This window comes from Salipiger abyssi (assembly GCF_001975705.1).
Classification (GTDB): domain Bacteria; phylum Pseudomonadota; class Alphaproteobacteria; order Rhodobacterales; family Rhodobacteraceae; genus Salipiger; species Salipiger abyssi.
In genome coordinates this window covers 1,061,672-1,073,106 of the sequence record NZ_CP015093.1, presented here as the reverse complement: position 1 = coordinate 1,073,106, position 11,435 = coordinate 1,061,672, and the positions used below count along the sequence as shown (strand labels likewise).

Genomic DNA, 11,435 nt, shown 5'->3' with positions numbered 1-11,435 from the left:
TTATGCCGTGCGCGTCCGTTTGCGCGCTTTCATCGCCATGCCGGCGCGCATGTTCAGCCCCAGCAGCACGATGTTCAGCGCCCCGGCGCAGAGCTCCAGCAGCTGCACATAGCCGAAGGCGCCGGAGAGGTCGCCGGCCTGCGCCCGCAGCCCGAGAAACACCGCCGACGGGATCAGCACGAGCAGGCCGTTCAGCGCCGCCACCCGCATCCGCGCCATCTTGGCGACGATTTGCGGTGCCTTGGAGCGCCCGGCCAGCCGCGCGCCGCTGGCGCCCGCCGAGGCCAGCGCCAGAACCAGAAGCGGCAGCGCATAAAGGATGATCTGGCGCAGCAGGATCACCGTGTCGGGCGCGGCGAAAAACTCGCTGACAAAGGCCAGCGACCAGAAGCTCGCGATCACCAGCAGCGCGGTGGCGCCCGAGGCGCCGTGGATCATGACGAGAGAGGAGCGGGACATGGGGAATCTCCTTTTTAATAGCAAGCTATGTATATATGGGATTGAATAGCGAACTATACAAGGCTAGGCAAGCGCCATGAGCGATTTCGAAAAGACCCGTTCCGCGGGCTATCTGGCCAACCACATGGCACGGCTCTTTGCGCATGGTCTGGCCGAGCGTATCCGCCCGCTGGGCCTGGCGCCGGCGCAGTTCATGACGCTGCTCGAGCTGTGGCGCGAGGACGGCATCACCCAGCGCGACCTCGTGGCGCGGCTGGATGTGGAACAGGCGACCATGGCCAATACGCTCAAACGCATGGAGCGCGACGGGCTGATTACCCGCCGCGCCCATGAAGGCGATGCCCGCGCCCGCACCATCCACCTGACAGACCGCGCCCGCGACCTTCAGCCCGCCGCCGAAGCGGCAGCGGCCTCGGTCAATGCGCAGGCGGTGAAGGATCTGAGCGAGGAGGAGCGCGTCGCATTCGTCGCCGCGATGCACAAGGTTATTGCCGCGCTGAAGGACTGAGGCGCGGCGGCTGGCCAAACCGGGCGATCCGCGCCATTCTGCGGGCAGCCAACCGGAGAGTGCCATGAAGGGCCGCTGCACCTGCGGAGAGATCCGCTTTCACCTGACCGACACGCCGCTCATCACCCATTGCTGCCACTGCACCTGGTGCCAGCGTGAAAGCGGTTCTGCCTTTGCGCTGAACGCGATGATCGAAACCCGATATGTGGCGCTGGACGGCGGCAGGCCCGAGGAGCTCGCGCTGCCCTCGGCCAGCGGCAAGGGGCAGATCGTGGCGCGCTGCCCGCGCTGCCAGGTGGCGCTCTGGTCGCATTATGCCGGGGCGGGGCGGGCCTTTGCCTTTGTCCGGGTGGGCACGCTCGACGCCGCCGCCAGTGTCGCGCCGGATGTGCATATCTTCACCGACAGCGCCCATCCCTGGATCACCTTTCCCGAGGGCGCAAAGGTTTTTCCCGCCTTCTACCGCCGCTCGGAAACCTGGCGCCCGGAGGCGCTGGCGCGGGGCGAGGCCGAGCGTGCGCGGCAGGCGCAGCAGCAACAGCAGCAATAGGGCGCGCGCGATGGATCACCCGCTGATCGACCTCATCAACGCCCGTATCCGCAAGGCCGAGGAGGAGGGCGCTTTCGACAACCTGCCCGGCAGCGGCAAGCCCCTGCCGGACTGCGACGATCCGGAAAACGCCGTGCTCAACCGGATCATGAAGGACAACGGCGCGGTGCCGGAAGTCGTCTCGCTCTCGCGCGAGCTGGCGAAACTGCGCGAAGAGCTGCGCGAGACCGGCGACCGCAGCGCGCGGAAGCGGATCATTCAGGACATGTCGCTGCTCGAAGCCCGGATCGAGATCGCCCGCAAGAGCCGCTGAGGCTTGGACATCCCGCGCCGCGCGTGCCAGTGTCGCGCGCGGAACAGGAGGCGCGCAGGCATGGTCACGGTCAAGGAACAATACGAAGCCTTCCCCTATCCCGAGCGCGACCCCGAAGACGAAAAGACAAGGCTGATCACCGGCTCCCCCTCGCACCCGCTGGAGATGGATCATTTCCTCTGGAACGGTGCCCGGGACTGGTCGCAGCCGCTGCGTGTGCTGGTGGCGGGCGGCGGCACCGGTGACGGGCTCATTCAGCTCGCCACGCTGATGCAGAAGGCCGGCGCGCCTGCCGAGATCACCTATCTAGACCTCTCCGAAGCCTCGCGTGCGGTGGCCGAGGCGCGCGCCGCCACGCGCGGGCTCGACACGATCGCCTTTCACACCGCCAGCTTGCTGGATGCGCCGGACTACGGCACGTTCGATTACATCGACTGCTGCGGCGTGCTGCATCACCTGCCCGACCCGGCGGAGGGCTTTCGCGCCCTGCGCGCGGCGCTGGCGCCCGGCGGCGGCATGGGGTTCATGGTCTATGCGCCCTATGGCCGCTCCGGCGTCTATCCGCTGCAAGAGGCCTTTGCCGCGCTTTTCGACGGCGTGCCGCCGCAGGAGCGGCTGGAGCGTGCGAAGCGGATCGTGGCGGCGCTGCCCGAGGGGCATCCTTTCGCCTGCAATCCCAATCTCGGCGATCATCACAAGAGCGACGCCGGGTTCTACGACCTGCTGCTGCACGGGCAGGACCGGGCGTTCTCCGTCCCCGATCTGCTCGACGTGCTGGGCGAGACCGGCTGGGATCTCGCCGGGTTCACCACCCCCGCAATGTACGATCTGGCGCGCATCGCCGAAGTGCCCGATGGCATGGACAAGGCGGTGCAGATGGCGGTGGCGGAGAAGCTGCGCGGCACCATCCGCATGCACACCGCCTATGCGGTGGCCGCCGCTGCCGAGCCGCCAGTGGCGACCGGGCGCAACCGCAAACTGGTCCCGCATCTGCGCGGCGTGCAGCGCCAGGCGCTGGCCAAGGCGGTGGCGAAGGGAAAGATGCTGCCGCTGCGACTCGGCCAACTGACGGCGGAGGTGAACCTGCCGAAGGAGGCCGCCGCGCTGATCGCCGGGATCGACGGGCGCCGCAGCCTCGACGAGATTGCCCGCGCCGCGCATCTCGATCCGCTGGGGTTCGGCACGCTCTGGGGCCGCGTCGATGCGGCGCTCGCGCCCTGGGGGCTGCTGCTCTATTCCGGCCTGCTGCGCCAGACCGGAGCCGCGCCGCGCGCCTGAGGCTTGCAGCCACATTTCCGACCCTTGCACTGCGACGCATTCCTTTCCAGACTGGCGTCCAAGGAAAAACAAGGTCCGGAGCCTGCCGGATCATAGGGGAGGAGCGCCGACCATGACCTTTGCGTCCGTGGCCGACCGGAACGCGATCGAGGCGGAGATGCCGTGGGAGGCGCGCGATCTGCCGAAAACGCTCTATGCCCAGCTGAGCAGGACCGCCGCCGCCTTTCCCGACCGCCCCGCCATCAGCTTTCAGCTGCTCTCCGGGCCGACCGACAAGGCCGAAACGCTGAGCTGGTCAGAGCTCCGCCAGCGCACCTCCCAGGCCGCCAACCTTTTCCGCAGCCTCGGTGTGGGTGAAACCGATGTGGTCGCCTGCGTGCTGCCGAACTGCTCGGAGACGGTGTTTGCCCTGCTCGGCGGGGCCGTGGCGGGGATTGTGGCGCCGATCAACCCGCTGCTCGAACCCGAACAGATCGCCGCCATCCTGCGCGAGACCGGCGCCAGGGTCGTGGTCACGCTCAAGCCTTTCCCGAAATCCGACATCGCGCAAAAGGTGGCGCAGGCCTGCCAGCATGCGCCGCGCGTGAACACCGTGCTCGAGGTCGATCTCAACCGCTATCTCAGCCCGCCGAAATCCTGGCTGGTGCCGTTCCTGCGCCCCAAGGTCACCGCCAACCGGCATGCGGATGTGCTCTGTTTCAACAAGGCGCTGCGCCAGCAGCCCACCGAGCTGAGCTTTCCCGACGCCTCCGGCGACCGCGTGGCGGCGAATTTCCACACCGGCGGCACCACCGGCATGCCCAAGGTGGCGCAGCATCTCTATTCCGGCATGCTCTATAACGGCTGGCTGGGATCACGGCTGCTCTTCACCGAGACCGACAATATCATCTGCCCGCTGCCGCTCTTTCACGTCTTTGCCACGGATGTGATCCTGATGTCGGCGCTCTGCTCGGGGGCGCATGTGGTGTTCCCGACACCGGCGGGCTATCGCGGCGATGGCGTCTTCGACAATTTCTGGAAGCTCTGCGAGCGCTGGAAGATCACCTTTGTCATCACCGTGCCCACCGCCGTCTCGGCGCTGATGCAGCGCAAGGTGGACGCGGATATCTCTTCGGTGAAGGTGGCGTTTTCCGGCTCGGCACCGATGCCGCTGGAGCTGTTCAAGCGCTTCGAATCCTCTTGCGGCGTGATGATCTGCGAGGGCTACGGGCTCACCGAGGCGACCTGTCTGGTTTCGGTGAACCCGCCCGACGGGGTCAAGAAGGTGGGCTCCATCGGCATTCCCTTCCCCTATACCCGTGTGAAGATCGTGCAGCAGACCCCCGACGGCCCGCGCGAATGCCCGGAGGACGAGGTGGGCGAGATCTGCGTCGCCAATCCCGGGGTCTATGTGGGCTCGACCTACACCGAAGAGGACAGGAACCGCGACCTGTTCCACGAGGGGCTCTATCTGCGCACCGGCGATCTCGGGCGGATGGACCCGGACGGGTACCTCTGGATCACCGGGCGCGCCAAGGATCTGATCATTCGCGGCGGTCACAATATCGACCCCGCCGATATCGAGGAGGCGCTGCTGGCGCATCCGGCGGTGGCCTTTGCGGGCGCCATCGGCCAGCCCGACGCCCATGCGGGCGAGCTGCCCTGCGCCTTTGTCGAACTGGTGGAGGGGGCGGAGGTCACCGAGGACGAGCTCATGCGCCACGCGCGCGTGCATATCCACGAACGCGCCGCTTATCCCAAGCACATGACCATCCTGCCGGCGCTGCCCAAGACCGCCGTCGGCAAGATCTTCAAGCCCGAGCTGCGCATGCACGCGATCCGCCGGGTCTATAACGACGCGCTCGCCGCGGCGGAGCTGCCGGCGCGGGTGGTGGCGGTGGTGGACGACCGCAAGCGCGGGCTGGTGGCGCGGCTGGAGCGCAATGGCGCCGACGAGGCGGCGGTGACGCGCTGTCTCGGTGCCTTCACGCGGCCATGGGACTGGGTGGAAACGGCGCCGGACCGGGCCTGAGGCACGGCCCGCGCGGGCGGTTCAGCAGGGATTCTTGGCGCAGAAGATCTCGTAGAGCAGCCCGATGACGCGCCCGGTATCCTCGGTGGCGAGGCTGTAATAGATCGTCTTGCCGTCGCGCCGCGTGCTCACCAGCCCCTCTTCGCGCAGCCGCGCCAGCATCTGGCTCACCGCCGCCTGCCGGATGCCGAGCAGCTCCTCCAGCTCGCCGACCGATTTCTCGCCCGATCCGAGGTGGCACAGGATCATCAGCCGGCCCTCGTGGGCCAGGGTTTTCAGGAAGGAAGCGGCGCTGCGCGCATTGCTGGCCATCTCGTCGGGCGGGGCGGGTATCGTCTGATCGTTCACGTCTCAGGACCTCTTATTCTCTGGCGCTGATATAGCATGTTCGCGCCGAAATGCGAGCCAGAGGCTAACGGCGGCGCGTTCCGCCCCGTGTCAAACAGATCAAATTGTCCGCAATTACGGCGTTACTTACACGAATCGACCCGGTGGCCGCTCTTTACGGCGACCCGGGCATGCGCTCAACCCTGCGCGATGCGGTCGAGCAGCGCCGCCAGCCCCTCCGGGTCCGACAGGAAGGGGGAGTGCGACCAGGGTCGCTCGTACACGTCTTCGGGCGGCAGTGCCGCCGCCATCTCGCGCTGATAGGCGGGCGGGATCGCGTGGTCCTCGCCGCAGACGATATAGCTCTGCGGCACGGTTTCCGCCCGGCCCGCGAGGCGCACCCCCTCGGCCTGCGGCGGGATCGCCTGCGAGCAGAGATTTGCCATGGCAAACTCGACAGCGGCGTCGGAGCAGTCGTGATAGAAGAGATCGCGCGACATGTCGGGCGCAAAGTGAAAGCTCGCGCGGCCCGGATCGCGGCGGATCGCCGGAAGCAGCGGCTGCTCGCTCTGCCGCCGCCGCAGCGTCGCGACGCTGTCGCCGGTGCCGCCGGGGCGGTAGGCGCAGAGATAGACCAGCCGGCGCACGCGCTCGGGCGCCTCCTCGGCGGTCTGGGTGATCGGCACCCCCGCCATGGAATGCCCGACGAGAATGGCAGGCTCCGGCAGCGCCTCCAGAATCGCCTGCACATAGGAGCCGAGCGTGATCCCCTCGGGCGGCGTGTCGTCGGCGCCATGCCCGGGCAGGTCGATGGCCGTTGCCTCATGGCCCCGCGCCGCCAGCGCCGGCAGCACATCGCGCCAGCACCAGGCGCCGTGCGAGGAGCCATGCACCAGAAGAAACCGCGCCATCAGAGCCCATGCCCCTGCGCTGCGAGAAAGGCGCTCAGCGCCGCCGCATATTCGTCGGGCTTCTCGACGCAGGGAATGTGCCCGGCATTGCGGATCAGCTTGAAATCCGAGCCCGGGATCAGCTCCAGCGTCTCGCGCACCATGTCCGGCGGCGTCGAGCCGTCCTCGGAGCCCGCGATCCCCAGCGCCGGCAGCCGCAGGCCTGAGGTGGGCGTCATGAAATCCGTCCCGGCAATGGCCTCGCAGCAGCCGATATAGCCGGCTTTCGGCGTGCGTTCGAGCATATGCCGCCACCCCGCGGCCTCCGCCGTGCCGCGAAAGCCCGGCGCGAACCAGCGCTGCATCGTGCCCTCGGCCAGCGCCGCCACGCCGCCCTCTTTCACCTGCGCCACCCGGTCGGCCCAGATCTCGCGCGTGCCGATCTTGCAGGCGGTGTTCGACAGCACCAGCGCCCGCACCAGATCGAGCCGCTTCGCCGCCAGCCCCTGCGCGATCATGCCGCCGATGGAGAGCCCGACGAACATTGCCTCGCGAAAGCCCGTAAGCTCCATCAACCGCTCGGCGTCGCGCACCAGAGTGCCCATGGAATAGGGCCCCTCCGGCGCATCCGAGAGCCCGTGACCGCGCTTGTCGTAGCGCAGGATGCGCAGACCGGCGGGCAGCCGCGCCACCACCTTGTCCCAGACCCGCAGATCCGTGCCCAGAGAATTGGCAAAGACCAGCGGCGCGCCGTCCTCCGGGCCATCGATTCGGTAATGCAGGCGGATATCGCCCAGATCGGCCATCTGCATGCGCGCGCTCCCTCTTGTCCGGCGCCAGCCTAGCGTCGCCCGCCGCCGGACGAAAGAGACCCCGGACCGGCCAGCGCCGCCCCGGGGTCTTCATCTTTCTTCAAATACTCCCGCCGGAGGCGTCCCGCCCCCGGTGCCGGGCGCCGTGCTCAGGCGATCTCGACCAGCTCGATGGCGAAGGTCAGATCCTTGCCGGCCAGCGGGTGGTTGGCATCGAGCGTGACCTCGGTCTCGGTGACCTCGGCGACGACCACCTGCATGGTCTGGCCGTCGGGGGTCTGCACTTGCAGCTGCGTGCCCAGATCCAGCGGAATATGATCGGGAATTTCCTGCCGCGGCACCGCCTGGCGGGCTTCGGCATGGGCCGGGCCATAGGCCTCTTCCGAGGGGATCTCGACGGTTTTCTTGTCGCCGATGGTCATGCCCGGGATGGCCTTGTCGAGACCGGGAATGATCTGGCCCGAGCCCACGGTGAATTCCAGCGGGTCGCGGCCGGCGCTGGAATCGAAGGTGGTGCCGTCGGCAAGCGTGCCGGTGTAATGAATGCGTACGGTGTCGCCGGTCTTGACCTGCGTCATGAAGAACTCCGTTCGTTGGGGAAAGTCTGCGTGAATGGACGAGGCCGCCTGTCACGGGTGCTCGTTTCGCTCCCCTTTATTCTAAGCATCCATGCTCTGGATTGCAAATACCGCCCGTTTTGGCCTTTGCTCTGCCGCCGCTGCCGTGCAAGGCTCGCGCGCGGGAGGAACGCGGCATGGCGATCACAACCTGCGTCTTCGACGCTTACGGAACATTGTTCGATGTCGCCGCCGCCGCGCGCGGGGCTGCCGAGACCCCGGGCCGCGAGACGCTGGCGGCGGTCTGGCAGGCGCTGGCCGAGGATTGGCGGCGCAAGCAGCTGGAATATTCCTGGCTGCGCGCCATCACCGGCGAGCATGTCTCGTTCTGGCAGGTCACGCAGGACGGGCTCGACTGGGCGATGGAGCGTCACGGGCTGGACGACCCGGCGCTTCGCGAGGCGCTGCTGGCGCTTTACTGGGAGCTTGCCGCCTATCCCGAGGTGCCGGCGCTGCTGGCGCGGCTGACCGAGGCGGGCAAGCGCTGCGCGATCCTGTCGAACGGATCGCCCGACATGCTCTCGGGCGCGGTGGAGAGTGCCGGCATCGGCGCCTATCTCGACGCGGTGCTGTCAGTCGAGGAGGTGGGTGTCTTCAAGCCGGCGCGCGCGGTCTACGATATGGTCGGCGAGCGCTTTGGCACCGCGCCCTTCGAGGTGCTCTTCGTCTCGTCGAACGGCTGGGACGCGGCGGGGGCCGCCGCCTATGGATTCCGCACCGTCTGGGTGAACCGCGCCGGCCTGCCGCTGGACCGCTTGCCGGCGCGCCCGCAGCATGTTCTGAGTGAGCTCTCACCGATACCGGAGCTTCTCTGATGCCGCATTTCACCACCTCCGACGGGCTGTCGCTCTCCTATACCGACGAGGGCGCGGGGCTGCCGCTGCTGTGCCTCGCCGGGCTCACCCGTGATGGGCGCGATTTCGACTATGTCGCGCCGCATCTCGACGGCGTGCGGTTGATCCGGCTCGATTATCGCGGACGCGGCCAGTCGGAGTGGGGCGACCCGGCCACCTATGCGATCCCGGTCGAGGGGCGCGACGCGCTGGAGCTGCTCGACCATCTGGGGCTGGAAAAGGCGGCGATTTTGGGCACTTCGCGTGGCGGGCTGATTGCCATGGTGCTGGCGGCGACGGCAAAGGACCGGCTGAGCGGCGTGGCGCTCAACGATATCGGCCCCGAGATCGGCGCGGCGGGGCTCGACGTGATCAAGGACTATCTCGGTCGCAACCCGCCCTGGAAGAGCTATGACGAGGCGGTGGCAAAGCTTGCTGCCGCAATGCCCGCTTTCGAGAATGTGCCCGAGAGTCGCTGGCGCGAGGAGGTCGAACGGCATTACCGCGAAACGTCCGGCGGGCTGGTGATCACCTACGACCCCAAGCTGCGTGACGTGGTGCTGAGCGATGGCGCGCAGCCGGCCCCGGATCTCTGGCCGCTTTTCGATGCGCTGAAGGGCCTGCCGCTCTGCTGCATCCGGGGGGCGAATTCGGATCTGCTGACCGCGGCCACCTTTGCCGAGATGCAAAAGCGCCGCCCCGACATGATCGCGGCGCTGGTGCCAGGGCGCGGCCATATCCCGTTTCTCGATGAACCGGAATCGCTCGATGCGCTGCGCCGCTGGCTGAAAATGCTGGGCTAGGCGCGGCATCTCCGCGACCCGCCCGAGATTTTTCGTACGAAAAATCTTGGGCCCGCGCCGGTCCTAGTCGCGCTCGCCCCGCACGAAGACCCGCGTCGGGTGCAGTTCTCCGCCCTTGAACACACCCACGGCAACCGCCTGACCGTCGAAGGACGCCCAAGCCTCGTCGCCATAATCGACATCCCCGGGGATCACCATGCCGGGATTGCCATTGCGCAGCCGTGCCGCGCCCTCGGCGGTGCATTTCAGCTCGGGCAATTCCGCCAGCCCGACCTCCAGCGGCAGCAGCTTTTCGTCCAGCTCCGGCGTCTTGGCCAGCGCGTCGATCTCTTCGATACCGATGCCGTCCTCGGCCTCGAACGGGCCCGACCAGATCCGCCGCAGCCGCAGCACATGGCCGTGACAGCCCAGTTTCTCGCCCAGATCGCGGGCGATGGCGCGGACGTAACCGCCCTTGCCGCAGGTCATTTCCAGCTCGACGTGATCGGCATCGGGGCGCCCGGTCATCACCAGCTCCTCGACCCAGAGCGGGCGCGCCTCGATCTCCATGGTCTCGCCGTCGCGGGCGCGCTTATAGGCGCGTTCGCCGTCGATCTTCACCGCCGAGAATTGCGGCGGCACCTGCATGATCTCGCCCACAAAGCCGTGCAGCGCTTCCTTGATCTCGTCATCCGAGGGGCGCGCGGCGCTTTCTGCGGTGATCTCGCCTTCGGCATCGTCGGTATTGGTGCGCTGGCCCAGCCGCACGGTGAAGCGGTAGGCTTTCAGCGCGTCGGTGATATAGGGCACGGTTTTGGTCGCCTCTCCCAGCGCCACGGCCAGTACGCCGGTCGCTTCCGGGTCCAGAGTGCCCGCATGGCCGGCCTTCTTTGCCGCCAGCGCCCAGCGGACCTTGTTGACCACCGAGGTCGAGGTCATCCCCGCCGGTTTGTCGACGATCAGCCAGCCGGAAATATCGCGACCCTTCTTGCGTGCCATGTCTGCCCTCTGTCTGGTAAGGCGCGCCTGATAGCGAGGCGGGGCATGGCTTGTCAATCGCCGGGCGCAGCAAGGGCGGCGGCGATGGCGTCGAGCGCGGCACGGATCGGCGGATCGTGACGCGCTTCGTGGTGGCTGACCAGCCATTCGTCATGCGCCAGCGCCGCGATCGGCTCCGACAGCCGGGCAAGGTGCGGCTCTGCTTCGCCGATGAAACAGGGCAGCACCACCCGCCCGAAGCCCGCGAGCGCCAGATCGAGACAGAGCCGCGGATCGCTGGCTGTGGTGGCGATCTCGTCGCCATGCGTTTCGTGCAGCCAGCGTTGCGAGGCGGCGAGGCCCGGCCCTTTGGGCAGCGTGACATAACCTGTGACCTGAGGTCCCGTGCCGTAGATCGCGTGTTCGACCCGCCGCAGCCTGCGGCGCGCGAGGCGGGGTGAGTCCGGCGGGCGGTTGCGGATGCCGATATCCGCCTCGCGCCGTGCCAGATCGAGCACCGCATTCGACGGCACGAAGGCGGGCAGCCAGAGTGGGTGGGGCGCCGGACTGAGCGCCATGGCCAAAAAGCGCGAGGTCCAGAATCCGGCGGTGATGCGCACCGGCGCCGGGCCGAGTCCGGCATCCACCCAGCGCGACAGCCGCGCGCGAATCTCGTGAAGCTCGGATGCCTCGGACGCCAACGCGCGACCCTCGGCGGTGAGCGCATAGCCTGCCTTGCCGCGCAGGAACAGCGTGCGCCCGGTGCTGCGCTCGAACCGCGCCATGCGCCGCGACAGGGTGGGAAGCGGCACGCCGCAGCGCTCGGCCGCGCCCGTCAGAGAGCCGGTCGCGGCGATTTCGAGAAAGAGCGACAGGTCGTCGAGGCTGATCCGACTTTCATTCATGCAAGTCAGTTTGCGAAAGGCGTCAGTATTTTCAATGAAAATAACGTGGGAGAGTTTTGCTCATCCCATTCATACTTTCACAGGTGAAATATGTGCGACCTGGATTCGCGCGGCTGGCCGCCGCGACCCACGCTTTACATATGCGAACAGGAAATCTTTCGCCGCCGGCTGG

14 protein-coding genes are annotated in these 11,435 nt (G+C 67.6%); 7 read left to right on the top strand and 7 right to left on the bottom strand.

All coding sequences use genetic code 11. The annotated features are described in order from the left end of the window. Window positions 1-459 (bottom strand): hypothetical protein, encoded by a 459-nt coding sequence (locus Ga0080574_RS08855; RefSeq protein WP_076697371.1) that lies wholly within the window; start codon window positions 457-459, stop codon window positions 1-3. A 76-nt stretch (window positions 460-535) separates the two neighbouring features. On the opposite strand from Ga0080574_RS08855, the gene Ga0080574_RS08850 reads away from it, so the two are divergent. The 5 genes from Ga0080574_RS08850 (at window position 536) to Ga0080574_RS08830 (ending at window position 5,119) form a co-directional block, all read left to right on the top strand. Further along, complete coding sequence (locus Ga0080574_RS08850; protein ID WP_076697366.1) at window positions 536-967, top strand: MarR family winged helix-turn-helix transcriptional regulator; 432 nt, start codon at window positions 536-538, stop codon at window positions 965-967. Window positions 968-1,031: 64 nt separating this feature from the next. Then, window positions 1,032-1,517, top strand: coding sequence for a GFA family protein (locus Ga0080574_RS08845; RefSeq protein WP_076697361.1), 486 nt, complete (start codon window positions 1,032-1,034; stop codon window positions 1,515-1,517). Window positions 1,518-1,527: 10 nt separating this feature from the next. Continuing rightward, complete coding sequence (locus Ga0080574_RS08840) at window positions 1,528-1,830, top strand: DnaJ family domain-containing protein (RefSeq protein WP_076697356.1); 303 nt, start codon at window positions 1,528-1,530, stop codon at window positions 1,828-1,830. Window positions 1,831-1,890: 60 nt separating this feature from the next. Next, entirely contained in the window at window positions 1,891-3,108 is a 1,218-nt protein-coding gene (locus Ga0080574_RS08835; protein WP_076697351.1) for a class I SAM-dependent methyltransferase, read from the top strand. Window positions 3,109-3,220: 112 nt separating this feature from the next. After that, a complete protein-coding gene (locus Ga0080574_RS08830; RefSeq protein WP_076697346.1) occupies window positions 3,221-5,119 on the top strand; it encodes an acyl-CoA synthetase in 1,899 nt (632 codons plus the stop codon). Window positions 5,120-5,140: 21 nt separating this feature from the next. Here Ga0080574_RS08830 and Ga0080574_RS08825 read toward each other — a convergent pair whose 3' ends face one another. The 4 genes from Ga0080574_RS08825 to Ga0080574_RS08810 form a co-directional block, all read right to left on the bottom strand. Beyond that, window positions 5,141-5,431: an ArsR/SmtB family transcription factor gene (locus Ga0080574_RS08825; protein WP_076705807.1), complete on the bottom strand. Its 291-nt coding sequence runs from the start codon at window positions 5,429-5,431 to the stop codon at window positions 5,141-5,143. A gap of 212 nt (window positions 5,432-5,643) precedes the next feature. Then, complete coding sequence (locus Ga0080574_RS08820; protein WP_076697341.1) at window positions 5,644-6,357, bottom strand: alpha/beta fold hydrolase; 714 nt, start codon at window positions 6,355-6,357, stop codon at window positions 5,644-5,646. Further along, entirely contained in the window at window positions 6,357-7,148 is a 792-nt protein-coding gene (gene pcaD, locus Ga0080574_RS08815; RefSeq protein ID WP_076697336.1) for a 3-oxoadipate enol-lactonase, read from the bottom strand. Before pcaD ends, Ga0080574_RS08820 begins: the two co-directional genes overlap by 1 nt. A 149-nt stretch (window positions 7,149-7,297) precedes the next feature. Continuing rightward, entirely contained in the window at window positions 7,298-7,726 is a 429-nt protein-coding gene (locus tag Ga0080574_RS08810) for an FKBP-type peptidyl-prolyl cis-trans isomerase (RefSeq protein ID WP_076697331.1), read from the bottom strand. A 176-nt stretch (window positions 7,727-7,902) separates the two neighbouring features. Between Ga0080574_RS08810 and Ga0080574_RS08805 the strand changes: the two genes are divergently transcribed. Both Ga0080574_RS08805 and Ga0080574_RS08800 read left to right on the top strand, forming a co-directional pair. Further along, window positions 7,903-8,580 (top strand): haloacid dehalogenase type II, encoded by a 678-nt coding sequence (locus tag Ga0080574_RS08805; RefSeq protein ID WP_076697326.1) that lies wholly within the window; start codon window positions 7,903-7,905, stop codon window positions 8,578-8,580. Further along, window positions 8,580-9,401: an alpha/beta fold hydrolase gene (locus Ga0080574_RS08800; RefSeq protein WP_076697321.1), complete on the top strand. Its 822-nt coding sequence runs from the start codon at window positions 8,580-8,582 to the stop codon at window positions 9,399-9,401. Before Ga0080574_RS08805 ends, Ga0080574_RS08800 begins: the two co-directional genes overlap by 1 nt. 63 nt (window positions 9,402-9,464) lie before the next feature. On the opposite strand, the gene truB is transcribed toward Ga0080574_RS08800, so the two are convergent. Continuing rightward, a complete protein-coding gene (gene truB / locus Ga0080574_RS08795; RefSeq protein ID WP_076697316.1) occupies window positions 9,465-10,379 on the bottom strand; it encodes a tRNA pseudouridine(55) synthase TruB in 915 nt (304 codons plus the stop codon). Between the two features lie 53 nt (window positions 10,380-10,432). Continuing rightward, entirely contained in the window at window positions 10,433-11,263 is an 831-nt protein-coding gene (locus Ga0080574_RS08790) for a LysR family transcriptional regulator (protein WP_076697312.1), read from the bottom strand. Window positions 11,264-11,435 lie beyond the last annotated feature (172 nt).